A 23327-nucleotide genomic window follows, 5' to 3' on the forward strand; every position below is an offset into this window, starting at 1 on the left:
CATATGATGACGGAGAAGCGGATTATGAATGGAACGGTGAAACGGGTTCTGGCCGCGGCGATCGCAGCCCCGCTGGCCTTCATGGCCTATGACGGCCTTGCCCCAGCCATCCCGGCGCAAGCCCAGCAACTTCAACAGCTTCCGACCGTCGCCGACCTTGCCGAAAAGCTGTCGCCGGCGGTCGTCTCGATCGCCACGACGCAGAAGGTTGCAGGCGGCGTGCAATTGCAGATTCCGGATCTGCCGCCCGACGTGCCGTTCCGTGACATGTTCGAGGATTTCTTCAAGCGCCAGCGCCCGGGCGGCAGGCCCGAGCCCCGCACCGTCAACTCGCAAGGTTCCGGCTTCGTCATCGATGCCTCGGGGATCATCGTCACCAATAACCACGTGATCGAGCAGTCGGAAGACATCACCGTCGTCTTCACCGACGGCACCAGCCTCAAGGCGGAACTCGTCGGGCGCGATCCGAAGACCGATATCGCGGTGCTCCGGGTGAAGCCCGACAAGCCGCTCACCGCCGTCAGTTTCGGCGACAGCGACAAGCTCAGGGTCGGCGACTGGGTGCTCGCCATCGGCAATCCCTTCGGCCTCGGCGGCTCGGTGTCGCTCGGCATCGTCTCGGCGCGCAACCGCGACATCAATGCCGGCCCCTATGACGACTTCATCCAGACCGATGCGGCCATCAACAAGGGCAATTCCGGCGGGCCGCTGTTCAATCTCGCGGGCGAGGTGGTGGGCATCAACACCGCCATCTATTCGCCTTCGGGCGGCTCTGTCGGCATCGGTTTCTCGGTTCCGGCGGCCACCGTCAGGGGCGTTGTCGACCAGCTCGTCAAATATGGCGAGACACGGCGCGGCTGGCTCGGCGTGCGCATCCAGTCGCTGACCGATGATCTGGCCGAAGGCCTCGATCTCGGCGCCAAGGCGCAAGGGGCGCTGGTCGCCGAGGTGACGCCGACCGGACCCGCCGACAAGGCCGGGCTCAAGCCGCGCGATGTCATCGTCGAGTTCGACGGCAAGCCCATTCGCGACATGAAGGATCTGCCGCGCGTCGTCGCCGATACGCCGATCGGCAAGAAAGTGACCGTCAAGGTCATGCGCGAAGGCAAGCCGGTCGAGATCCAGGCCGAGGTCGGCCGCCTCGAGGACGGCGAGAAGCTCGTCGCCGCCACCAGTCCGGAGGCCGGGCCCTCGGCCGACACGGCCGATACGCTCGGCATGAAACTCTCGATCATCACCGATGTCGAGCGCCAGCGCTTCAAGATCGATGAGGGCCTCGAGGGCGCCATCGTCACCGAGGTCGATCCCAATGGGCCGGCGGCCGAGAAGCGCATCGAGCCCGGCGATGTCATCACCGAGGCCGGCCAGAAGACGGTCAAGAATCCGGGCGATGTGACGGCGCGCGTCAAGGACGCGGAAGTGGCGCAGAAGAAGACCGTGCTGCTGTTCGTCGCCAAAGGCGGCAAGCAGAGCGAGATGCGCTTCATCGCGGTGAAGATCAAGAAGGAGTAGTTGTCGGCAAGCTTGCCGACCTCTCCCTTACCAAGGGAGCGCTCTAGCTAACGAAACTCCTCGCGCCGGTAGCCTTGCAGATAGAGGAGGGCGGTGAGATCGCCATGGTTGATGGCGACGGAAACCGCTTCCTGGACCTTCGGCTTGGCGTGGAGCGCGACACCTAGACCCGCATCCTTCAGCATCGGGATGTCATTGGCGCCGTCGCCGACGGCGAGGGTGTCGGCGAGATCGATGCCCAGCTTTCTTGCAAGCTCATGCAGTGCGGAAACCTTGGCGTCCTTGCCGAGGATCGGCTCGCGGACCGTTCCCATGAGCTTGCCTTGATTGATGACGAGCTCATTCGCCCGGTGCTCGTCGAAGCTCAGATGCCTGGCGACATGGCCGGTGAACTGGACGAAGCCGCCGGAGACGAGGGCGGCATAGGCGCCATGGGCCTTCATTGTGGCGATCAGGGTCTTGCCGCCCGATGTGAAAGTGATCCGTTCGCTGAGGACCGTGGCGATGGCCGTTTCCGGCAAGCCCTTCATCAGAGCGAGACGCGCCTTCAGCGCGCCTTCGAAATCGAGCTCGCCCCGCATGGCGCTGGCAGTGATCTCCTTGATGCGCTCGCCGACACCGGCAAGGGCCCCCAGTTCGTCGATGCATTCCTGCCCGATCATGGTCGAGTCCATGTCGGCGATGAGAAGCCGCTTGCGGCGGTTCTCGGCGGGAAGGTGAGCGACATCGATCGGCTGATCCTTGACGAGCCGGCCGATCTCGGCGCGCTCGGCGGGAGAAAGCGAACGCACGGTAAATTGCAGCGCCTCACGCTCATGCAGCCATTGCGGCTTCGCCGCCGCGAGGTCGCCGACCGACCTCGAGATCGCCGGACTGATTGCGCGCGAGCCCGGGGCTGCTATGAGAATGACAACGGAGTCCATCCACCCATGCCTTTGGAAAAGCGAGCGGTGCTTATCGCAGGACCGACCGCCAGCGGCAAGTCGGCGCTGGCCATCGCGCTGGCGCATGAGCGGGGCGGGGTCGTCGTCAATGCCGATGCAATGCAGGTCTATCGCGAGCTCCGGATCCTGACGGCTCGGCCCAGCGAAGAAGACGAGGCCCAGGTGCCGCACCGGCTCTATGGCCATGTCTCGGGCTCGAGCACCTATTCGGTGGCCCGCTGGCTCGCCGATGCGACGACCGAGATCGAGGCGGTGTGGCGCTCGGGCCGGGTGCCGATCATCACCGGCGGAACCGGGCTCTATTTCAAGGCGCTGGAGCAGGGGCTTGCCGACATCCCGCTGATCCCGCCCGACATCACCGAGAAATGGCGGGCCGCCAAGGGCGACCTCCATGCCGAGCTCGCCAAGCGCGACGAAGGAGCGGCGGCCCGGCTCAACCCCAATGACCGGCAGCGCATCATCAGGGCGCTCGAGGTCTTCGAAGGCACCGGCCGGCCCCTCGATTACTGGCAGCGGGCGGCACAGAGCCAGGCCGCGCTGGCCGACACCGAGGTCGAGCGGATATTCCTCAATCCGGACCGCAAGGTCCTCTATAAGAGGGCGGATGAGCGTTTCGCCCGCATGGTCAAGGAGGGCGGGGTCGAGGAGGTCAAGGCGCTGCTGGCGCTGGGGCTCGATACCGGCAAGCCCCTGATGAAGGCCATCGGGGTCCGGGAAATCGCGGCTTTCCTCTCGGGCTGGCGGGGGCTCGATGACGCCATCGAGGCCGGCCAGACGGCGACCCGGCAGTATATCAAGCGGCAGCTGACCTGGTGGCGGAACCAGATGCAGGGCTGGGACGAGAGACGCGCTTGACCTTTTCCCCGTGCCCCACTACAAGGCTCGCCATGAACCAATCTCTCGTTCTTATCGTAGGAATGCGCGTCGCCGGGGCAGCCTAAGCTGCCGCGATACTGGCTGACGCGCAAAGGGCTCCCTCGGGGGCCTTTTTTATTGCCCGCGATGGAACGATGGCTCGAGACGGAAAGAGGAAGGACGAAGACGATGGCTGGCCGAAGCGACGAGCAAATGACGGGCGCCGAGATCATATTGAAGGCACTGGCGGACCAGGGGGTCGAACATATTTTCGGCTATCCCGGCGGCGCCGTGCTCCCGATCTATGACGAGATCTTCCAGCAGGACAAGGTCAAGCACATATTGGTGCGCCATGAGCAGGGCGCCACCCATGCGGCGGAAGGCTATGCCCGCTCGACCGGCAAGCCCGGCGTCGTCCTCGTCACCTCCGGCCCCGGCGCCACCAATGCCGTCACCGGCCTCACCGACGCGCTCATGGATTCGATCCCGCTGGTTTGCATCACCGGCCAGGTGCCGACCCATCTCATCGGCAATGACGCCTTCCAGGAATGCGACACGGTCGGCATCACCCGGCCCTGCACCAAGCACAATTACCTCGTGAAGAACGTGAACGACCTCGCGCGCATCGTGCATGAGGCCTTCTATGTCGCGACCAGCGGCCGTCCGGGCCCGGTCGTCGTCGACGTGCCCAAGGATATCCAATTCGCCAAGGGCACCTATGTCGGCCCGAGCAACATCCAGCACAAGAGCTATCGCCCGCGCGTGAAGCCCGACCAGAACGCGGTGCGTGCCGCGATCGATTTGATCGCCAGCGCAAAGAAGCCGATCTTCTATACCGGCGGCGGCGTCATCAATTCGGGGCCGGCGGCCTCGAAGCTCCTGCGCGAATTCGTCAAGATGACCGGTTTTCCGGTGACCTCGACGCTGATGGGGCTCGGCGCGTTTCCGGCTTCCGACAAGCACTGGATCGGCATGCTCGGCATGCACGGCACCTACGAAGCCAACATGGCGATGCATGATTGCGACGTGATGATCAATATCGGCGCCCGCTTCGACGACCGCATCACCGGCAGGGTCGATGCCTTCTCGCCCAAGTCGCGCAAGATCCATGTCGATATCGATCCGTCCTCGGTCAACAAGAATATCCGCGTCGATCTCCCCGTGATCGGCGACTGCGCCCATGTGCTGGAAGACTTCATCCGGGTGTGGAAGGCGCGGCAGAACCAGATCGACAAGCCGGCGCTGGCGCAGTGGTGGAAGCAGATCGACCAATGGCGCGCCCGCGACAGCCTCAAATACAAGCCGCGCAAGGAAGTCATCATGCCGCAATATGCGATCGAGCGGCTCTATGCCCTCACGCGCGGCAGGGACGTCTATATCACCACCGAGGTCGGCCAGCATCAGATGTGGGCCGCACAGTTCTTCAAGTTCGAGGAGCCGAACCGGTGGATGACCTCGGGCGGCCTCGGCACCATGGGCTATGGCCTCCCCGCCACGATCGGCGTGCAGATGGCGCATCCCAAGAGCCTCGTCATCGACATCGCGGGCGACGCCTCGGTGCTGATGACGATGCAGGAGATCTCGACCGCCGTGCAATACCGGCTGCCGGTCAAGATCTTCATCCTTAACAACCAGTATATGGGCATGGTGCGGCAGTGGCAGCAGCTCCTCCACGGCAACCGCCTGTCGGAGAGCTATTCGGAGGCGCTGCCCGATTTCGTCAAGCTGGCGGAAGCCTATGGCGCGGTCGGCATGCGGGCCGAGAAGCCCAACGAGCTCGACGATGCGATCAAGGCCATGATCGAGGTCAACCGGCCGGTGATCTTCGATTGCCGGGTCGCTAGCCTCGCCAATTGCTTCCCGATGATCCCCTCCGGCAAGGCGCATAATGAGATGCTGCTCGGCGAAGACGTGCCGGATGACGAGATCGAGAAAGCGATCGGCGCCGAAGGCAAGGTCCTGGTGTAAGGAAGAACGACAATGAACATGCAATCGCAACCGGCTTCCGCCTATTTCCTCGACGACCGCAAGCAGGCGATCGAGACGCACACGCTATGCGTCGTGGTCGACAACGAGCCGGGCGTACTCGCCCGTGTCATCGGCCTGTTCTCGGGGCGCGGCTACAATATCGATTCTCTCACGGTCTCCGAGACCGAGCATGAGGCGCATGTGTCGCGCATTACCATCGTGACCTCGGGCACGCGCAACGTGATCGAGCAGATCAGAGCGCAACTCGACCGCATGGTGCCAGTCCATTCGGTGGCCGACCTCACGGTCCAGGGCAATGCCATCGAACGCGAATTGGCGCTCATCAAGGTGGCGGGGAAGGGCGAGAAGCGCATGGAAGCGCTCCGCCTCGCCGATGCCTTCCGCGCCCGCGTCATCGATGCGACGACCGAGAGCTTCGTCTTCGAGCTGACCGGCAAGACCAGCAAGGTCGACCAGTTCATCTCGCTGATGCAGCCATTGGGCCTTGTCGAGGTCTCGCGCACGGGCATCGCCGCCATTTCGCGCGGGCCCGAGGGCATGAAGATCTGAAGCCATTATTTGAGCATGATCTTTTCGGAAATCGTTGGCCGGGAAAAGTAAGCTGGGGGCTTTTCATGGCCATTTCTCCGAACAGATTGCGCATTGCCGTGCTTTTCGGCGGACGCTCCGCCGAGCATGATGTTTCGGTGCTTTCGGCAACCAATGTCATGCATGCGCTGGACCCGGCGAAATACGACGCCGTTCCCGTCTTCATCACCCGCCAAGGACAATGGCTGTTGAGCAGCTTTCAGGATGGCGCGCTGGCGAAACCCTCGAGCGGTACAGAAGTCTGCCTCGTGCCAGGCGGACAAGGACGAATGACGGCGATCCCACTCAATGGCGCGCCCTGCGAGTTGCCGAAGATCGGAATCCTCTTCCCGGTGTTGCATGGCCTCCATGGCGAGGACGGCTCGATACAAGGGCTCGCAGAGGTGGCGTGCGTGCCGCTCGTCGGCTGCGGTATCCTCGGCTCCGCGGTCGCACTCGACAAGGACATTGCCAAACGCCTGCTGAACGAGGCGGGCCTGCCGGCCGCGCGATCCGTCACGATCCACCCCGGCGCCACACCGGCCTTCGGGGAACTGCAGAACGTGCTCGGGCTTCCGCTTTTCATCAAACCGGCCCGACAGGGCTCGTCCGTCGGTGTGAGCAAAGTCTCGACCGAAGGAGAGTATGTGGCGGCACTTGCCGAAGGCTTCAGGCACGACCGCAAGCTGCTGGCGGAAGAATTCATTCGCGGCCGCGAGGTCGAGTGCAGCGTGCTGGAGGATACGGAAGGCGGCCTCTTGGTTTCCCGTCCCGGCGAGATCGTGACGGCGGAGAGCCATGGCTTCTACAGTTACGACGCCAAATATATCGACAAGAATGGAGCGATCCTGAAAGTGCCGGCAGAGCTGTCGGAGGAGATCGAAGACAGCCTCCGTGTGATGGCGGCAAAGGCCTTCCGGGCGCTCGGCTGCGATGGCATGGCGCGCGTTGATTTCTTCCTGACGCCGGACATGCGCTTGCTCATCAACGAACTCAACACCATTCCCGGTTTCACCGATATCAGCATGTATTCCAAGGCGATGGCGGCAAGCGGCGTCAGCTATTCCGAAATTATCGATCGGCTGGTGGCGCACGGGCTGGCACGCGCCGGCCGACCGGCGTAACGTGAAGGCTGGATGGCCGGGTCAAGCCCGGCCATGAAGTGGTCTGCCAAAATTGGCCAAAAGCGGATATTTTTGACTGACCACTCGATGGATAGTCTCGGCGCGTCTCTGAAGCTCGAGGTGTGCCTTGTCTGCCAAATTGTCCGTCAATGTGAATGCCGTCGCCTTCCTGCGCAACCGGCGCGATTTGCCCTGGCCTAGCGTCGAGGGGCTGGGGCGCATCGCGCTGCAGGCCGGCGCCTATGGACTCACCGTCCATCCCAGGCCCGATGAGCGGCATATCCGCAAGAGCGATGTCGGTATCTTGCGCGACATGATCCGCAAGGACTTCCCGGGCCGAGAATACAATATCGAAGGCAATCCCGATGCCCAGTTCGTGAAGCTGGTGCATGAGGCGAAGCCCGACCAGGTGACGCTGGTGCCGGACGACATCAGGCAGGCGACCTCCGATCACGGCTGGGACATCGCCGCGCATAAGAGCTTCCTCATCGACGTCATCGGGCTTTTGCGGTCGAACGGGATGCGTGTGTCGCTCTTCATCGATGCGGAGCCCGATCTGCCCTATCTCGCCAAGGAGGTAGGCGCCGACCGGGTCGAGATCTATACCGGTCCCTATGGCGGGGCCTTCGAGAAACAAGCAATGGAACGCGAGTTCCGCAAAGTGGTCGAGACCGGCAAGGCGGCAGAGAAGGCGGGCGTCGGTCTCAATGCCGGCCATGATCTCACACGCGAAAACCTGCCGCGCCTGGTTGCGGCTTTGCCCAATTTGCGCGAAGTTTCCATCGGCCATGCGATCACGGCGGATGCGCTCGTCTTCGGCATGGCGGAAACGGTGCGGCTGTTTCGCAAGGCCTGTGGCGATTTGCGGAGCGAAGCCGCCTGACAACTTGTCGGTATCGGGGGATATCCATGACAGCAGGCCTCATCACGCTCGTGACGATCGGTTTCGTGCAACTCCTCGCGGTCATCAGCCCGGGGCCGAGCTTCCTCATCACGGCGCAGACGGCGGTGGCGCGATCGCGCCTCGACGGCATCAAGATCGCCTTCGGCCTCGGCGCCGGCACACTCGTATGGTCGAGCGCCGCGCTGCTCGGCCTCAATGCGCTGTTCCGGCTGCATCACTGGCTCTTCGTCGGCATGAAGATCGCCGGCGCCCTGTTCCTGTTGTGGATCGCCATCCAGATCTTCCGGCACGCCAAGGCGCCGGTCGAGATGAGCGAGGGCAATGGCGAAGCGGCGAAGCGCAATCCGTTCCTGCGCGGCTTCCTCACCCAGATCTCCAATCCCAAGGTCGCGGTGTTCTTCGGCTCGATCTTCGTCGCCATGCTGCCGCAGGACGTGCCAGGCTGGATGGTCATAGCGCTCGTCGCCATCGTCACCACCAATGAGGTCCTCTGGTATTCGCTGGTGGCGCTGTGCTTCGGCTCAGGCCCGGTGCGGCGCTTCTATCTCGGCGCCAAGGCCTGGATCGACCGGGTCACCGGCCTGTTCCTCGGCGCCTTGAGCCTGAGAATCCTTTTGCGCGCCGGCGACACCGCCTGATCCTCTGGATTCATAAATAATATCAATTATTTATGAGCGTACCCGCGGCCGGAATGGAGCGGCCGGCGGCGCGTATATGAGAGGCGCGAGGGGCTTCCCCAAAAAGGAAGCACCATGCACAGGGCAAAGACATTCGACAGCATGACGGCCGGTGTCGTTTTCCGGCTGACCAGGCGGGTTCGAACGCATATGGCGCAGGCCAAAGCAGGTCATCATCTCGATGTCCTCAACGATCACCTTTTGCGTGACCTCGGGCTGACGCGGTCCGAGATCGACTACGTCATCAAGGGCAGCCGACGGCCATGACCAAGCCGGCATTGCCCGACCTGCGCGGAATTTATATGGGCTATGGAATAGCAGCGGATGCGCTTCTCCCCGGCATGACGGAAATGGCGCGGTTCTTCTGCCTGGTCCATGGAGAGGCGCGCGGTGAAGCCGCTCGACATAGCGATAGCGGGATTGGGGCCGGCGGGACTAGCGGCGGCGCTGGCGCTCGCGCGAAGCGGCCATAGAGTCCGCCTCTTCGATCAGTTCGATGAACCGCGGCCCGTGGGCTCGGGCCTGATGATGCAGCCCGCCGGCCTTGCCGTGCTGGATTGGCTCGGCCTCGGCGAGGCCTTGCGGCGCCTCGGCGCTCCCATCGATCGATTGTTCGGCCGCGAAGCCCATTCCGGACGCATCGTCCTCGATGTGCGCTATGAGACATTGGGCAATGGCAGATGCGGCCTCGCGGTGCATCGCGCGGCGCTCTTCAATGTGCTCTTCGACAAAGTGAAGGCGTCGGGTGCCGCGGTCGAAACCAAGGTCAAGATCGCAGCGATCGATCGGATGTCCGGGCGGCGACCGGTGCTGGTCGCCGGCGGCGGACGGCGCTTCGGCCCTTTCGATCTCGTCATCGACGCGCTCGGCAGCCGTTCGCCCTTGATGGATGAGGCGGCGGCGCCGGCGGCGCGCCGAAGCCTCGCTTATGGCGCATTATGGACGACGCTGCCGTGGATCGCCGGCGCATTCGACGCGCGTGTGCTCGAGCAGCGCTACGAAAGAGCCTCCGTCATGATCGGCGTGCTGCCGGTCGGCAGGCGTTTCAGCGGCGACAGCGCGCAAACGACATTCTTCTGGAGCCTGAAAGCTGAGAACCACGCGCGCTGGAAAGCGCAAGGCCTCGGTCCCTGGCGCGACCAGGTCACGCGACTGTGGCCCGAGACGGAAACGCTCATCGCGCAGATCGACGATCCCGATCAGATGGTGCTCGCCGCCTACGGCCACCACACGTTGCCTTTGCCTTTCGGCGATCGCGTCGCCTTCATCGGCGACAGCGCCCATTCGACCAGCCCGCAATTGGGGCAAGGGGCCAATATGGCGCTTCTCGATGTCAGGGCGCTTTGCGGGGCACTCGACCAGGCAAGCGATCTCGACCAGGCGCTCGCTTTCTATGCCCGCCAAAGGCGGTTCCACATCCGGCTCTATCAGCTCATGAGCTCAATGTTCACGCCCTTCTACCAATCGGACAGCCATGTCCTGCCGCTGTTCAGGGACTGGCTGGTGGCGCCGGCGAGCCGGGTGCCTTTGGTCGCTCGTGCCCTGGCCCGCATCGTCTCCGGCGATATCGGCCTGGGCCGGGATGTCTGAGTCATTTGAATCGCTTGGCCGGGTCGGCTAAGGGCCTTTCTGAGGGGACCTTGGCGGGATTGACCTATGCGCCGAAGGCGCTTGCCTTTGGGGTGCCGATGTCTATTGTGCGCGCCGGTTTTGCGGGTTTGCCCGTGTTCTCAATTTGTCAGCGAGAGGGATATCTCATGCGCGTTTACTATGACCGGGATGCCGATGTTAATCTGATCAAAGGCAAAAAGGTCGTTATTGTCGGCTATGGCAGCCAGGGCCGGGCGCATGCCCTCAATCTCAAGGATTCGGGCGCCAAGAACCTCGCCGTGGCGCTGCGCCCCGGCTCCGCCACCGCCAAGAAGGCCGAGGCCGACGGCCTCAAGGTGATGACCGTCGCCGAAGCCGCCAAATGGGCGGATCTCATGATGATGGCGACCCCCGACGAGCTCCAGGCCGATATCTGGAAGGACGAGATCGCCCCCAATATCCGCGACGGTGCGGCGATCGCCTTCGCCCATGGCCTCAATGTCCATTTCAACCTGATCGAGCCCAAGAAGACGATCGACGTCCTGATGATCGCGCCGAAGGGCCCCGGTCACACGGTGCGCGGCGAATATCAGAAGGGCGGCGGCGTGCCCTGCCTCATCGCCATCCATCAGGACGCCTCGGGCAATGCCCATGACCTGGCGCTCTCCTATGCCTCGGCCATCGGCGGCGGCCGCTCCGGCGTCATCGAGACGACCTTCAAGGAAGAATGCGAGACCGATCTCTTCGGCGAGCAGGTGGTGCTGTGCGGCGGCCTGGTCGAGCTGATCCGCGGCGGCTTCGAGACGCTGGTCGAGGCGGGCTACGCGCCGGAAATGGCCTATTTCGAATGCCTGCATGAAGTGAAGCTGATCGTCGATCTCATCTATGAGGGCGGCATCGCCAACATGAACTACTCGATCTCCAACACGGCGGAGTTCGGCGAATACCAGACGGGCCCGCGCATCATCACCGACGAGACGAAGCAGGAGATGCGCCGCGTGCTGAAGGACATCCAGACCGGCAAGTTCACCTCCGAATGGATCCGCGAATGCAAGGCCGGCCAGCCGAGCTTCAAGGCCATTCGCCGCGTCAACGATGCTCATCCGATCGAGGAGGTCGGTGAAAAGCTCCGCGCGATGATGCCGTGGATCGCCAAGAACAAGCTCGTCGACAAGGCCCGGAACTGACTGGACATGAGTGCGCCGCTCGTCATCAGGCCGGCGGCGCGCTCCGATGTCGAATTCCTGAGCGAACTCGCCATGCGCTCGAAGGCCTCGCATGGCTATGACGCGGCCTTCATGGCGCAATGCCGCGAAGAGCTCGCCATCCGTCCGCACACCCTGAGCGAGCGGGATGTCTGGCTTGCCGAGGACAATGGCGCGATCGTCGGATTCTTCGCCCTGGAGCCGCCGGCAAAGGGTGTCTGCGAGGTCAATCCGATCTTCGTCGAGCCTCACCTCCAACAGGGCGGTGTGGGCAGCGTACTGTGGCGGAAGCTCGAGGAACGTGCCCGCTTCGTCGGGGCCTCGGCGATCGGCCTCGATTCCGATCCCCATGCGGTCGGTTTCTACGAGAAAATGGGGTGCCAGATGACCGGCTGGTCGCCCTCAGGCTCCGTTCCCGGCCGCATGCTGCCGCGGATGCAGAAGCCGCTCGATTGACCCATTGATTGCAAAAGAACGGTATTGCGGTAGCCTCGATAACCGGGTTGAATCATGCACATGCCCCTTCGCCGCATCGGGTTCATCCTATTTCTAGGCGCCCTTGTCGCCTTCGCCCTGCCGTCATGGGCGCAGACACAGCAGGCTCCACCGCCTGAAAAGGTCGATCAGCTGATCAAGCTGCTGGCCGATCCCACGGTCAAGGACTGGCTTTCCCGGCAGGTGCAGGCCACGACTCCGCCGGCCGTCGTCGCTCCCGCCGATGCCGGAACTCAGGCCAATGCCCAGGGCACGGAACGGTCGATGGTTTCGACGACACTCGAGCGCATCAAGCAGCATCTCGGGCGCCTGGCAATGGCATGGCCCGGACTACCGGCGAAATATCAGCGCGCCAAAGACATATTGATGGTCGAATTCGCCGAGCGCGGTGTCGCCGGCATCGCTCTCCTGATCGTCTTCTTCATCGCCGTCGGTGTCGGTCTTGCCTATCTGGCTCTGCGGCTGACGCGGCCATTGCGGCTGTGGATCATCGCCTTGCCGCGCGACACGCCGCAGGGCCGGCTGAAGAAGGTCGGCGGCCGGTTCCTCCTGGTGCTCATCCTGGTGGGCGCCTTCATGCTCGGCAGCGCCGGCACATTCCTGATGTTCGAGTGGCCGCCTTTGTTGCGCGAAATCGTGCTGGCCTATCTGACCGCCGCCATCGTGGTATGGGCGGTGCGCGGCTTCGCGCGTTTCGTCCTGCTGCCATCCAATCTGCAGGTCGAGCATGCCCGCGAGGTGCGGATCCTGAATGTCGACGATGAGCGCGCCGACCATTGGTACCGCTGGATCGTCATCCTGGTGACGGTATTCACCGTCGTCGCCGCGACATTCAGCCTCCTGCCGACATTTGGCTTCACTGCGGATGACCTGCTGGCGCTGGCGGTTCCCGCGGAGGTCCTGCTGCTGGCGCTCGGACTTGCCGCCGTGTGGCTGAGACCGCCGCCGATGCCGGACGATCATCACGGCCGCATCAGCCATATGGCCGTGTCATGGCTGCTGACCGCTTATTTCATCCTTCTGCTGCTGGTCCGCACCAGCGGCGCCTTTATCCTGTTCTGGTTTGTCGTTGCAGCGGTAGCGCTGCCGGCGGCCATCGTCATGGCGCATCGGGCCGTCCACTATGTCTTGCGGGCACCGGCAGCCGAGAGCGAAGCCAGGCCGGTGCCCGCCGTGACCTTGGCGGTCATCGACCGCGGTATCCGCATGGCCTTGATCGGGCTGGCCGCCATCCTTCTTGCGCGTGCCTGGGGCCTCGACATGCACTCGATGCAAAACAGCGATCCGGCCGTCACGTCGCTTCTGCGGGGGATTCTCAAAGCGATCGTCATCGTCCTGGCCGCGGATTTCGGCTGGAGCATCATCAAGGCGCTGATCGAGCGCAAATTTGGCGTTGGCCAGGCGCCGGCAGGCGAACACATGCTTGATCCGCAGCAGGCGCGGCTCAGGACGCTTCTGCCCATCATCCAGAATATCATGTTCGCCGTCATCCTCATCATGGCGCTTCTCATGATCTTGTCTTCTGTCGGCATCCAGATCGGACCGCTGATCGCCGGCGCCGGCGTCATCGGCGTGGCCGTCGGCTTCGGGGCGCAGACCATCGTCAAGGATGTCATCTCCGGCGTCTTCTACCTGCTCGACGACGCTTTCCGGGTGGGCGAGTACATCACCAGCGGAAAGTACATGGGCACGGTCGAAAGCTTCAGCTTGCGGTCGATCAAATTGCGCCACCATCGCGGTTCGTTGTTCACGGTCCCCTTCGGCGAGCTCGGTGCGGTGCAGAATCAAAGTCGCGACTGGGTATTGGACAAGTTCAATATCACCGTCGGCTACAACACGGATATCGACAAGGCGCGCAAGCTGATCAAGAAGATCGGACTGGAGCTCGCTGCCGATCCCGAATTTGCGCCCTGGGTGATAGAGCCGATCAAAATGCAGGGCGTGCAGGAATTCGGCGATTACGGCATCGTCCTGCGCATGAAAGTCATGACCAAGCCGGGCGGCGCCTTTGCGATGAAGCGCAAGTTTTATCTCCAGGTCAACAAGGCGTTCAAGGAGAACGGCATCGAACTGCCGGTTCCGACCGTGCAAGTGCAGCAGGGAGGAGACGCGGCGGCGGCCATTGCCCAGACCCACCTGGCGGCAAAGAAGAAGGCCGCCGAGGCGGGGGAAGAAGCTGCCTCCTGATTGAGGAACGATCTCAGGCCGTGCGGTCGAGGAAGCTTTCGAGGCTTTCCGGCTCTCGGCCGGTGAGCTTCCTGAAATCGCCGCTCACTGCCGCCATTTCACCGGCGGCATTCGCTTCATGCAGGCCGACCAAAGCCTCGACGAAGAAGCCCGGCAGTTTCGCAGTCTCGAGGATCGAAATCAGGGCCTCGCGCGGCAGCTCGGCCGCGGTGACGGGCTTTGCCCATTTGCGGCTCAGGGTCCGGGCAATGTCGGCCGCGTCATAGGCCTTGGGGCCGGTGATCTCGTACACGGCGTGGCCGGCCGGAGACTTTAGCAATGCGGTGGCGGCGGCGAAGGCGACATCGGCGCGCGGCAGATAAGCGACCTTGCCCTTGCTGCCATAGACGGCATAGGCGCCCGTCTGCTTCGCATGCGCGATCGCATTGGCGATGTTCTCGGCATACTGGTTGTTGCGCAGGAAGGCGTAGTCGAGTCCCGATGCCTTGATATAGGCCTCGGTCTCGGCATGCGCCTTGGCAAAGGTGAACCTGCTTGCCGCACTGGCATTGGTGAAGCTGGTATAGGCGATGGAGCGGGCGCCCGAAGCCTTGGCGGCATCGACCGCCGCCTTGTGCTGAGAGATGCGCTTCTCATTCGGCGTGTCGCCCGAAATGAGAAGCATGTGCCGGTGACCCTTGAGCGCGTCGCGCATGGATTGCGGGTCGTCGAAGTCGAAGACGGCGGTCTTGAAACCTTGACCTTTGAAGCCGGATAGCTTGCCCACATCGCGCGAGCCGAGCGTCGTCTCGCGCTCAGCGCCCTGTTTCACCACTTCGCCCGCCACAAGCTGGCCGAGCCTTCCGGAAGCGCCGGTCACGAAATACATGGAAATCTCCACTTTCTTTCTTTATCTAGGTTGCCAGTCTCTTTTTGAGACCAGGTTCAGATAGGGCGTTCTGGGAGCGAGCAAAAGACGGCACTTTCGGCGCGCCTGGTTATGTGGAGGTAACCACCCATGAGATCGCTCGAAGGGGCGCCCGTGCGCTTTCCGCCTATGCCGCCCGGTGCCGAGGCCGCCGTGCTGGCGAAATGTCCGGTGCGCGACGTGCTCGACCGCATCGGCGACAAATGGAGCGTGCTGATCCTCAAGAACCTGGAGGAGGGGCCGCGCCGCTTCGGGGCGCTCAAGCGCATGATCGGCGACATATCGCAGCGCATGCTGACCCAGACCTTGCGCGACCTGCAACGCGACGGGCTCATCCAGCGCACCGTCTATCCGACCGTGCCGCCATCCGTCGATTATAGGCTGACCAGGCTCGGCCAATCGCTCATGGATCCGCTCGAGCATCTGGTGCAATGGTCGGACCGCAATCATGCGAAGGTGCGCAAGGCGCGCGTGGCCTTCGACCGCAGCACGCCCGGGGGTGCCAATGGCCATCAGTGACGATCTTGACCGATTGGTGCGGCAGGAGCAGCGCCTGCGCTTTGCCATATTCAACGAAGTGACGGCCTGGGAAATCGGCGCGGGGCTTCACGTGCTCGGCGAGGCCCGCAAGCTGCCGATCGTCATCGACATCCGCCTCGCCAACCGGCAGCTCTTTTATGCGGCACTCCCAGGCAGCACGCCCGACAATCCCGAATGGGTCAGGCGCAAGAGCAATGTGGTGTTGCGGTTTCACAAGAGCTCCTACCGGGTCGGGCGCGAGCTTGCCGCCAAGACCGACACGCTCGGAGAGCATCGCGGCGTCTCGCCCATGGACTATGCGCCACATGGCGGCAGCTTTCCCATCCATGTCGAGGGGACAGGCATCATCGGTGCCATTACGGTCTCCGGCCTGCCGCAGCGCGAGGACCACAATCTGGTGGTGGAAGCGCTGGCGGTGTTCCTCGATCAGCCGCTCGACGGGCTGGCGCTCGCAGCTGAGTGAGCTTTTGCCAATTCGCTCGTGCGCGAGGAGAGGTCGCGCATGTCCTCGCCGAGCTGGTCCAGAGCGAAGCGCAGCGTGAAGAGCCGGGCCACTTCCTCGTGTGGCACGCGTTTGCGGTCTTCGGCCATGCCGTCGATCGCCTGCGACAAGGCCTTGGTGCCTGCCTGATAGTTGTCGAGGGCGGGTGCTGGCATGCGCGCCAGGAGGCTAGCGGAAATGCCGCGCAGCACCGCGACCGCATCCTGGCGCAGAATCGCGAGCAGCGGCCCCAGATCGGTGACGAGGGCCTCCGGCAGAGGCTTTGCCGCCGCGCGACTCACCATCACCAGATCGTGGCGCACGCGATAGAGCGTCCTGACCACGGGCTCGGGATCGCGATCGTCGCTGACCTTCATCTTGCGCTCGCGGGCAGCTTCGTCGGCCGCGGTCTCGGCCTGCTTGAGCGCGGCACGGATCTTGGCATGGAGCGGAGGCACGCCCTGGCGGCCGAGATCATTGGTGAGACCGTCCATCAGCCGATCCATCAGGTCGGCATTGAGGCTCGCCACCTTGGCGGCGGCCTCGCGCAACTGGCTGTGGGCGCGGGTGGGCAGGATCACGAAGGTCACGGCCAGCGCCACGATGTTGCCGATGACGATCTCGATGACGCGGTCGGCGGCCGAGATCAGCGGATTGCCGCCAGGGCCATAGATGGGCAGCATGACGATGAGGGCGGTGACCGGCGCCACCCGGAACATCGGATTGATCGCCGCGAGATAGGCGAGCGGCAGGATCGCCGCGGCAATGGCAATGCCCAGGCCCAGATCGGTGACATGCGGGATGGCGACGGCGACGGCAGCACCACAGAGTGCGCCGGCGATCGTTCCCAAGAGCCGATCGAGCGCCGCCTTGAGCGAGCCGCCGACGCTCGTCTGGACGACGAGGACGGCGGTGATCACCGCCCACCAGCCTTGCGGCATCCCCAGCAGCCTCACCACCACGAAGGCCGCGATGACGGCGGTCACCACGCGCAGGGCATGGCGCAACTCAGCGATGTGCTGACGAAAGAAAGTGAGGGGGGTCTGGATCGTCACCTTCTGAGCTCGAGAATATCGAGCTTTGATTCATATTTGGGCGAGGGGAATTCGAGTCGCACGCTGTCCTCGTCTTGACGCACCACATAGGCGACCTGGTCGCGATCCGGATCGCTGCCATATTTCTTTGGCTTCTCATCGCCGTAGTAAAGTACGCCGAGATAGGTCAGCCGCGTGTCGCTGTCGGTATAGAAGGCTCCTGCGGTGCGCTGCGACCCGGTCAGCTTGTCGAGCTTCCAGCCCGAGCCATCGTCGCTGATGCGGCATTTGAACCAACCATAGACGGTGAGCGGCAGGTTGCCGCCGAGCTTCACGGTGCGGCACTGCCAGTCGCCGGTGAAGTCGAAGCCTTCCGAGAAAGCGAGGGTCTTGCCGGCGAGGATGGCGTCGAGAGTTGCAACGTCTTCCTTGCTGCCGCCCTTCTGCGCTTCGGCGATCGCTTCGGCGCGGACCTGGTCGAAGGAAGCCAAGCGAGCCTTGTCCGCCGCGGTCATGATCTTGTCGATCTCGCCATCGGCGGCGGCCGTGGCAGCCCAGCCGATCACGGCCAGGATCAAGCATCCGCTGCGTATAAAGTCCTTCAGCATCACGGGATTCTCCAAAATGGTCCGGGAGATGATGGTAGAGACAGAGAGTTCCAGCAGCAAGCCCACGGCCCAAGTGAGCATTGGAGCGATTCCATTGTCGCGCCCGGTGCTCTATAGTGACGACACGGGATTACGTCACATGGCTTGGTGGAGACGAAAGCGGTTGGCAGAAGACAGGTATCCGCTTTTGAGCGAAGGAAGTCATGTTCCATGACTTCCCGAGTGTCGCTCGTCTGGCTCGCCTTTCTCGCGATACTCCTGTCCGGGTGTGATTCTGCCGAGGATCTGGTGAACCGGAGATTGCCTCCCGTCCCGGTCGAGCAACACCGTGCAACCGCCATTCAAACCGCACAGGCGGCTATTGCCGGCGTCGGCGACGCCAATGCCGGTTTCAACATCCGTATTGAAGATATCGCGGCCGCCGTGAATGCGAGCGGCTTCGCCGAAAGGCTTGGCGTCGGGCGGTTGACGATGCGGGGAGATCGCCAGCTCATTCTCGCGGAAACGGAAGTGGCGAGGAAGTTTTCCAAGGATGATTTTCCCGAGTTCGACGAAAACACGAAGAACCAGATCGACGCCCTGAAGCCCGAAATAAGGGGAAGAATTACCCTGGGGCTGGGTGTGGCCAGCGCACACTCTGATTCGAAAGATGGACGGCTCACGATCGGGCTTCGTTTGCTTCCGCTCTTCCGAAACATGGAAGTGGAGCACGTGGTTCTGGCCGGGGAGCTTGATGTCGATATCCTGGTGATGCTCATGAATCGCCTTGCCGACAAAGTTTCGGGCGAGTTGAGCCGCGTGGAATTTGCGAAAGTGTCCTTTCCGACAATTCCCTTCAAAGGGGCCGATCTTTCGCGCTCGATCGCATTCGGGAATGCCGATGGCGCTGGCGAAAGGATCATCTCGGCAAGGCCGCTCTCGTCGCCGATCCATTTGAGGTCGTTGGCCTGGCTCATCGATGGCTACAATGTCACAACCATTGCCGAACTTGCACCCCTCGGCACGTCGCCCGCCGCCGGCTCCACCGCTTCCGGCAAGGAGGACTACAGTCGCCTGCAAACCGCGTTCGCCGGCAAGTTGGTGGAGGGCCTGGGCGTTGCAGGTCCAGCGTCAGGTACTTGGCTCGCGGTCAGCAAGCGGCTGGTCGCCGAACTCGTCAATGCCGCATTCGAGCAGGGGCAGCCTTGCTTTGGGGCGAAGGGTTTCTTGGCGGAGCGACCTTTCAGCAGCAAGATAGAGGTTCCCGCCGACACGGAAATGGACTGCACGCCGAAAATCGACTGCACGCCGATCAGAAATTGCGGCGCCGCAACCGTTTGCGAGCAAGCCGACGATTGCAAATCGACGCGCGATTGCCAGGTGTGCGCGCTTGGTGCCTGTTTCAACGATCCGGCCTGCGAACGCATCAAGGCCACCACGAAATACAATTGCGAGGTCAGGAAAGCCGGGCGCAAGATCGAATGCGAACGCCTTGGGGCTCCGGCGAAGGCCGCATGTGAGACGGAGAGGGCAGCGGAGATGGCATCGTGCGAGGCACGAAAGTCCGCAAGAAGGCTCACTTGCGAGGCGGGAAAGCAAGGCCTCGAGAGGCTGGCGGGAACCGGAAATGTTGCCGATCTTGCCGGGAGGATTGGCGGGTCGGCGGATATGTCCGTCTGCTTGAAGGAATTTTCGGTGGCGCCTTCGCTGGAGAGATTGGCGGCCTCGGCAATCGTGAGCGGGAAAGGAGCCGTCGATCTCGGGATCAAATACGTTCCTCGGGAGATCGCCCGATATTTCACCTGCCAGTTTGCGTGGACCGAAGACAAGCACCTCAAGGTCGCCATCCCCGAGCAGCCTGCCAAGCTCGATGCAAGCCTGGCGCTTGACGCGTCGACATCAAACGCAACGCTGAACGCCAAGATCGAGACCTCGGCACTCATCGCCCATATGCGCCCCGGTCCCCGTGAACTGCTCCTCGGAAGCTACGACATGCGCGCCGCCTGTGCACCGGTCGATGCGATGATCCATGAGATGACATTGGACGTCACGAAGTCAGTCCCCGAGATCGGCGGAGATTTCAGGCTGCCGGGAGAGAGCCGTATGCTTGCCCTGACATTGGAGCCGGCGACATTTCATATTTCCGGCACGAATGTGGTTGCCAAAGCAGCCTATGCTTCGAACGCGAAGGCTCTCATTCTCACCGCTGACCAGACGAGTGTCCCTGCCAACTAATACTCGCTGCGCGGCTGCGGCTGGCCGGTGACGAAGCCGGTGTCGTCGAGATGATAGATGTCGGGGCGGAAATGGATGCGACCGTCCTCGGTGGCCCAGGCGGTGAGATACATGATCCGCAGATCGGGCCCGTTCCTGACCGGCTTGTCGAGGCGCCGGCCGCTCGTGGCGATGTTCTCGATCATATCGGCATTGAAGCCGTCCTGGCCGGACAGGATCCAATCGACCAGCACATCGACGCGGTCGACCCGGATGCAGCCCGAGCTCAGATAGCGGGCATTCTGGCCGAACAATTCGCGCGTCGGCGTGTCATGCAGATAGACCGAATATTTGTTGGGGAAGTTGATCTTGACGGTCGCCATGGCGTTCTGGTCGCCAGGATCCTGGCGGAACAGGAAGAGGTTGCTCGGCGTCGATGCCCAATCGACATAGCGGGGATCGACCTCGCGGCCCGTCGCCTTCTCGATGACGCGGACGCGCATCTTGCTCAAGGCGTCCGGATCCTTGGCGAGCTTGGGCAGGAGGTCGCGCCTGACGATGGAGTCGGGCGCGGTCCAGTAAGGGTTGAAGTTGATGTCGCTGATCCGGCTCATCAGCACGGGCGAGGGGCGGTCGATCTTGCCGGCGACGATATTGTGCCTTGAGTAGACGGCGCCGAAATTCACCGCCTCGAGCTGGGCCGAGGGGATGTTCACCAGGATGTAGCGGGGACCGAGCTTCGCGGCATAGGTCGCGACGCGCGGGCGGTTGATGTGCAATTGCCGCAAGCGCGCGCCGGCCGGGACATTGAGCTCGGCCAGCGTGCGGTCGTCGAGCTTGCCGGTGGTGGCGAGGCCGTGATTGGACTGGAAGGCCCTGACCGCATTGCGGACCTCGAGCGAGAACTTTTCCGGCACGTCGACATCGAGGCTCTCGGGCGGCAGATAGCCTTCCGCCACCAGCCGCTGGCGCAGGAAGACGACCTGCCGGCTGACATCGCCTTTCTCCAGGCCGTGTTCGCTGACCGTCGGCCAGCCGCCGATGCGGGTGATGTGCTCATACATGGCGACCGCGGCATCCATGGCCTGAGGCGATGCCGGGGTCAGAAGCGCTGCCTGGCTGTCGCTGCCTAAGATCTCGGTCTGGGTGGCGAGCTTGCCATCGGGCGCCTTGCGCGTGAGCGAGCTGATGGAGCCCGTATATTCAGGCGATTGGGCCCAGGCGGAGGTGCCAAAGCCCATGCAGAGCAGGAAAGCGAGAGCGGAAAGCGGCCGTGTCATGATCGAAGATGTCCCTGGATCCCCCTAGAGACTCTGCGATCTTGGTAAACCGATGCTTAATTAACCGTTCGCCAGCGCAATCATTTCTCTGCGGAAGGGTACTTCCAGGACATCACGGGGCTTTGCGTCGAATTCCTCGGCGAAACGTCGCCCGGCATAGACGGCATGGGCAATGGCCGCCGGCGCCCAGGCATCGCCAATGGCCGTCACCGGGGCGCCCTTCTGCTTGAGGTCGAGATAAAGCGCGTCGTCGGCTTTGCGCGAGGTGACGAGGACGACATTCGCCGTTTCATGCCGGCGTTCCTTGCCCGAATAGACGCAGGCGGTGACGAGGCCTTGCGCGTCGACCCTCGAGAGGGCTTCGCTCGTATGGATCGCCACGCCGAGCTCGATGAGGCGCGCCTGGATGAATTTCTGCTCCATGGTGTTGGCGGTATAGGCGGCGGCGACCGAGGCCGGCGTGACATAGATGACCTTCGTCCCCGATTTCACCAGCAATTCGGCGAGGACGCTCGCCATATAATAATGGTCGTCGTCGAAAATGACGGCCTCGGCGCCCTTGGGCTTCGTGCCTGCCATGAGATCGTCGGGGGTCAGCACATTCGCTGCGGCATCGACCGCGACCGGCCCATATTGATGATGGCCGGCGCCGTCGCGGCGCCATTTGGCGCCGGTGGCGCAGACGATGTGATCGGCGCCGAATTCGAGCGCCGTATCGGCAGTGAGGTCGCTTTCGAGATAGAGATCGACATTGGGCATCTTGCCGATCTGCAGCAGGCGCCAGTCGCGTACCCGGCCCCAGGCGGAAAGGCCGGGGAGGCGGCATTCGCGCGCGACGCGGCCGCCGGCCTCGCGCGCCTTATCCGCTATGGTCACCCGGTAGCCGCGCTGGCCCAGCGCCCGGCCGGCCTCGAGCCCCGCGGGGCCTGAGCCGATGATCAGGATCTGGGCATCCCGCTCTTTCTTGCGGATGCGCTCGGGATGCCAGCCCTTGCGCCATTCCTCGCCCATCGACGGATTCTGGGTGCAGCGTATGGGGGTTTTCGTCCAATCGCCGGTCACGCAGATATTGCAGCCGATGCATTCGCGGATGTCGTCGAGGCGGCCTTCCTCGATCTTCTTCGGCAGGTAAGGGTCGGCGATCGAGGGCCTGGCCGCGCCGATCATGTCCATGATGCCCTGGCGGATGACGCGCACCATCGTATCGGGCGAGGTGTAGCGCCCGACGCCGACCACCGGCTTCGTGGTGAGCTTCTTGACGCCCTTGATATAGGGCTCCTGGAAGCCTTCCTCGGCGAAGCGCGAGGTCTGCGAATCTTTGGGCCAGGCCGCGAGCGACAGGTCCCAGAGATCGGGCAGCTCAGCCATCATGGCGATGGCGTCCTCGACCTCCTTGGGCTCGAGCCCCGCCTCACCCATGAATTCGCTCATCGCGATGCGCACCGGCACGCCGCAGGTGTCGCCGACCGCGTCCTTCGTGTCCTCGATGACCTCGCGCAAGAGGCGGGCGCGGTTGGCGAGCGTACCGCCATATTCATCGCTGCGGTCATTGGTGGCGCGCGACAGGAACTGCTGGAAGATGCCAAGCCCGTGGCCGGCATAGACATAGATGAGGTCATAGCCCGCCTCTTTGCCGCGCAAGGCCGCGGCGCGGTGGATCTTGCGCAGGTTCCTGATGTCGTCCTTGTCCATGGCGCGGGCATGGACGGGATCGAAATGATAGGAGGAGGCGGTCATCGCCATGGGCGCCATCGGCGCCTCACGCGAATAGAGGTTCACCGCGGTGAAGCCCGAATGGCAGAGCTCCAGCCCGGCCAGCGATCCATGCTCGTGGATCTTGTCGGCGATGCGGGCGAGGGTCGGGATGTCGCGATCGTCCCAGTTGCGCAATTCGACATAGGGCGCCACGTCGCTACCATGATGGATCTCCACCATCTCGGTGCAGACGACGCCCCAGCCGCCTTCCGCCTTCATGCCGCGCATAGCGGCGAGGGAAGAAACATCGCGATAGCCCATGCCATTGCAATGCGGGACCTGATAGAAGCGGTTGCGGGCGGTAACGGGGCCGATGCGAATGGGCTCGAAGAGAATGTCGTAACGGGAGTCGCGGGTCATGAAAGGTCCTGCCAAAAGGGGACCATTCTGTACCAATGACGAACCAATTCCGCCAGCCCGGCGGAAATCTCGAACACTTTTGGCTACATAACCCTTATCAAACGATTAGACCTTCCCCTC

General features: G+C 63.1%; 21 protein-coding genes. 15 read left to right on the forward strand and 6 right to left on the reverse strand.

The features are described from left to right. Positions 1-24: 24 nt before the first annotated feature. The gene (locus DS839_RS00415) at positions 25-1512 is read left to right on the forward strand and encodes a DegQ family serine endoprotease (RefSeq protein ID WP_368910973.1); all 1488 of its coding nucleotides are present in this window, start codon (positions 25-27) and stop codon (positions 1510-1512) included. A gap of 47 nt (positions 1513-1559) precedes the next feature. Here the strand turns inward: DS839_RS00415 and serB are convergent, their stop codons facing one another. Beyond that, a complete protein-coding gene (gene serB, locus DS839_RS00420) occupies positions 1560-2435 on the reverse strand; it encodes a phosphoserine phosphatase SerB (RefSeq protein WP_119268310.1) in 876 nt (291 codons plus the stop codon). Positions 2436-2462: 27 nt separating this feature from the next. Between serB and miaA the strand changes: the two genes are divergently transcribed. From miaA to DS839_RS00475, 11 genes are all read left to right on the forward strand, one after another. Further along, positions 2463-3311, forward strand: a complete 849-nt coding sequence (miaA, locus tag DS839_RS00425; RefSeq protein ID WP_368910975.1) for a tRNA (adenosine(37)-N6)-dimethylallyltransferase MiaA — start codon at positions 2463-2465, stop codon at positions 3309-3311. A gap of 189 nt (positions 3312-3500) precedes the next feature. Beyond that, a complete protein-coding gene (locus DS839_RS00430) occupies positions 3501-5279 on the forward strand; it encodes an acetolactate synthase 3 large subunit (protein ID WP_119268312.1) in 1779 nt (592 codons plus the stop codon). Positions 5280-5291: 12 nt separating this feature from the next. Beyond that, positions 5292-5849 carry an acetolactate synthase small subunit gene (gene ilvN / locus DS839_RS00435; protein ID WP_119268313.1) on the forward strand — a complete coding sequence of 186 codons (558 nt, stop codon included), beginning with the start codon at positions 5292-5294 and terminating at the stop codon, positions 5847-5849. Between the two features lie 65 nt (positions 5850-5914). Further along, the gene (locus DS839_RS00440) at positions 5915-6991 is read left to right on the forward strand and encodes a D-alanine--D-alanine ligase family protein (protein ID WP_119268314.1); all 1077 of its coding nucleotides are present in this window, start codon (positions 5915-5917) and stop codon (positions 6989-6991) included. A 127-nt stretch (positions 6992-7118) separates the two neighbouring features. Further along, on the forward strand, positions 7119-7874 hold the full coding sequence (locus DS839_RS00445) for a pyridoxine 5'-phosphate synthase (protein WP_119268315.1): 756 nt from the start codon (positions 7119-7121) through the stop codon (positions 7872-7874). Between the two features lie 26 nt (positions 7875-7900). Beyond that, the gene (locus DS839_RS00450; RefSeq protein WP_119268316.1) at positions 7901-8533 is read left to right on the forward strand and encodes a LysE family transporter; all 633 of its coding nucleotides are present in this window, start codon (positions 7901-7903) and stop codon (positions 8531-8533) included. Positions 8534-8647: 114 nt separating this feature from the next. Next, positions 8648-8839, forward strand: a complete 192-nt coding sequence (locus DS839_RS00455) for a DUF1127 domain-containing protein (RefSeq protein WP_119268317.1) — start codon at positions 8648-8650, stop codon at positions 8837-8839. A 123-nt stretch (positions 8840-8962) separates the two neighbouring features. After that, on the forward strand, positions 8963-10162 hold the full coding sequence (locus DS839_RS00460) for an FAD-dependent oxidoreductase (RefSeq protein ID WP_119268821.1): 1200 nt from the start codon (positions 8963-8965) through the stop codon (positions 10160-10162). Between the two features lie 167 nt (positions 10163-10329). Beyond that, positions 10330-11349 (forward strand): ketol-acid reductoisomerase, encoded by a 1020-nt coding sequence (ilvC, locus tag DS839_RS00465; RefSeq protein ID WP_119268318.1) that lies wholly within the window; start codon positions 10330-10332, stop codon positions 11347-11349. A 6-nt stretch (positions 11350-11355) separates the two neighbouring features. After that, complete coding sequence (locus tag DS839_RS00470) at positions 11356-11823, forward strand: GNAT family N-acetyltransferase (protein ID WP_119268319.1); 468 nt, start codon at positions 11356-11358, stop codon at positions 11821-11823. 54 nt (positions 11824-11877) lie between these two features. After that, positions 11878-14049 (forward strand): mechanosensitive ion channel family protein, encoded by a 2172-nt coding sequence (locus DS839_RS00475; RefSeq protein WP_368910978.1) that lies wholly within the window; start codon positions 11878-11880, stop codon positions 14047-14049. 13 nt (positions 14050-14062) lie between these two features. Here the strand turns inward: DS839_RS00475 and DS839_RS00480 are convergent, their stop codons facing one another. Beyond that, positions 14063-14917 (reverse strand): NAD(P)H-binding protein, encoded by an 855-nt coding sequence (locus tag DS839_RS00480; protein WP_119268321.1) that lies wholly within the window; start codon positions 14915-14917, stop codon positions 14063-14065. A 129-nt stretch (positions 14918-15046) separates the two neighbouring features. Between DS839_RS00480 and DS839_RS00485 the strand changes: the two genes are divergently transcribed. Together DS839_RS00485 and DS839_RS00490 are read left to right on the forward strand one after the other, a co-directional pair. Then, a complete protein-coding gene (locus DS839_RS00485; protein WP_119268322.1) occupies positions 15047-15475 on the forward strand; it encodes a winged helix-turn-helix transcriptional regulator in 429 nt (142 codons plus the stop codon). Continuing rightward, positions 15462-15959, forward strand: coding sequence for a heme-degrading domain-containing protein (locus tag DS839_RS00490; RefSeq protein WP_119268323.1), 498 nt, complete (start codon positions 15462-15464; stop codon positions 15957-15959). Before DS839_RS00485 ends, DS839_RS00490 begins: the two co-directional genes overlap by 14 nt. Here the strand turns inward: DS839_RS00490 and DS839_RS00495 are convergent. Beyond that, a complete protein-coding gene (locus tag DS839_RS00495) occupies positions 15923-17032 on the reverse strand; it encodes an FUSC family protein (RefSeq protein ID WP_162918193.1) in 1110 nt (369 codons plus the stop codon). The genes DS839_RS00490 and DS839_RS00495 overlap by 37 nt on opposite strands. Then, positions 17029-17619, reverse strand: a complete 591-nt coding sequence (locus DS839_RS00500; RefSeq protein WP_119268325.1) for a DUF4893 domain-containing protein — start codon at positions 17617-17619, stop codon at positions 17029-17031. The genes DS839_RS00495 and DS839_RS00500 overlap by 4 nt, the downstream gene beginning before the upstream one ends. A gap of 210 nt (positions 17620-17829) precedes the next feature. On the opposite strand from DS839_RS00500, the gene DS839_RS00505 reads away from it, so the two are divergent. Beyond that, the gene (locus tag DS839_RS00505; protein WP_162918194.1) at positions 17830-19833 is read left to right on the forward strand and encodes a hypothetical protein; all 2004 of its coding nucleotides are present in this window, start codon (positions 17830-17832) and stop codon (positions 19831-19833) included. Here DS839_RS00505 and DS839_RS00510 read toward each other — a convergent pair. After that, entirely contained in the window at positions 19830-21092 is a 1263-nt protein-coding gene (locus DS839_RS00510) for a L,D-transpeptidase family protein (protein ID WP_119268327.1), read from the reverse strand. The two genes, DS839_RS00505 and DS839_RS00510, sit on opposite strands and share 4 nt — an antisense overlap. Positions 21093-21152: 60 nt before the next feature. Next, complete coding sequence (locus DS839_RS00515; protein ID WP_119268328.1) at positions 21153-23207, reverse strand: oxidoreductase; 2055 nt, start codon at positions 23205-23207, stop codon at positions 21153-21155. Positions 23208-23327: the final 120 nt, after the last annotated feature.

Source organism: Taklimakanibacter deserti (assembly GCA_003574785.1).

Bases quoted from the DNA above. Each gene is read 5' to 3' on its own strand.
- DS839_RS00505 (WP_162918194.1), top strand. From the start codon at position 17,830: ATGACTTCCCGAGTGTCGCTCGTCTGGCTCGCCTTTCTCGCGATACTC.
- DS839_RS00485 (WP_119268322.1), top strand. From the start codon at position 15,047: ATGAGATCGCTCGAAGGGGCGCCCGTGCGCTTTCCGCCTATGCCGCCC.
- DS839_RS00500 (WP_119268325.1), bottom strand. From the start codon at position 17,619: ATGCTGAAGGACTTTATACGCAGCGGATGCTTGATCCTGGCCGTGATC.
- DS839_RS00490 (WP_119268323.1), top strand. From the start codon at position 15,462: ATGGCCATCAGTGACGATCTTGACCGATTGGTGCGGCAGGAGCAGCGC.
- DS839_RS00430 (WP_119268312.1), top strand. From the start codon at position 3,501: ATGGCTGGCCGAAGCGACGAGCAAATGACGGGCGCCGAGATCATATTG.
- DS839_RS00480 (WP_119268321.1), bottom strand. From the start codon at position 14,917: ATGTATTTCGTGACCGGCGCTTCCGGAAGGCTCGGCCAGCTTGTGGCG.
- DS839_RS00475 (WP_368910978.1), top strand. From the start codon at position 11,878: ATGCACATGCCCCTTCGCCGCATCGGGTTCATCCTATTTCTAGGCGCC.
- ilvN (WP_119268313.1), top strand. From the start codon at position 5,292: ATGAACATGCAATCGCAACCGGCTTCCGCCTATTTCCTCGACGACCGC.
- DS839_RS00415 (WP_368910973.1), top strand. From the start codon at position 25: ATGAATGGAACGGTGAAACGGGTTCTGGCCGCGGCGATCGCAGCCCCG.
- ilvC (WP_119268318.1), top strand. From the start codon at position 10,330: ATGCGCGTTTACTATGACCGGGATGCCGATGTTAATCTGATCAAAGGC.
- DS839_RS00455 (WP_119268317.1), top strand. From the start codon at position 8,648: ATGCACAGGGCAAAGACATTCGACAGCATGACGGCCGGTGTCGTTTTC.
- serB (WP_119268310.1), bottom strand. From the start codon at position 2,435: ATGGACTCCGTTGTCATTCTCATAGCAGCCCCGGGCTCGCGCGCAATC.
- DS839_RS00440 (WP_119268314.1), top strand. From the start codon at position 5,915: ATGGCCATTTCTCCGAACAGATTGCGCATTGCCGTGCTTTTCGGCGGA.
- DS839_RS00515 (WP_119268328.1), bottom strand. From the start codon at position 23,207: ATGACCCGCGACTCCCGTTACGACATTCTCTTCGAGCCCATTCGCATC.
- DS839_RS00510 (WP_119268327.1), bottom strand. From the start codon at position 21,092: ATGACACGGCCGCTTTCCGCTCTCGCTTTCCTGCTCTGCATGGGCTTT.
- DS839_RS00450 (WP_119268316.1), top strand. From the start codon at position 7,901: ATGACAGCAGGCCTCATCACGCTCGTGACGATCGGTTTCGTGCAACTC.
- DS839_RS00470 (WP_119268319.1), top strand. From the start codon at position 11,356: ATGAGTGCGCCGCTCGTCATCAGGCCGGCGGCGCGCTCCGATGTCGAA.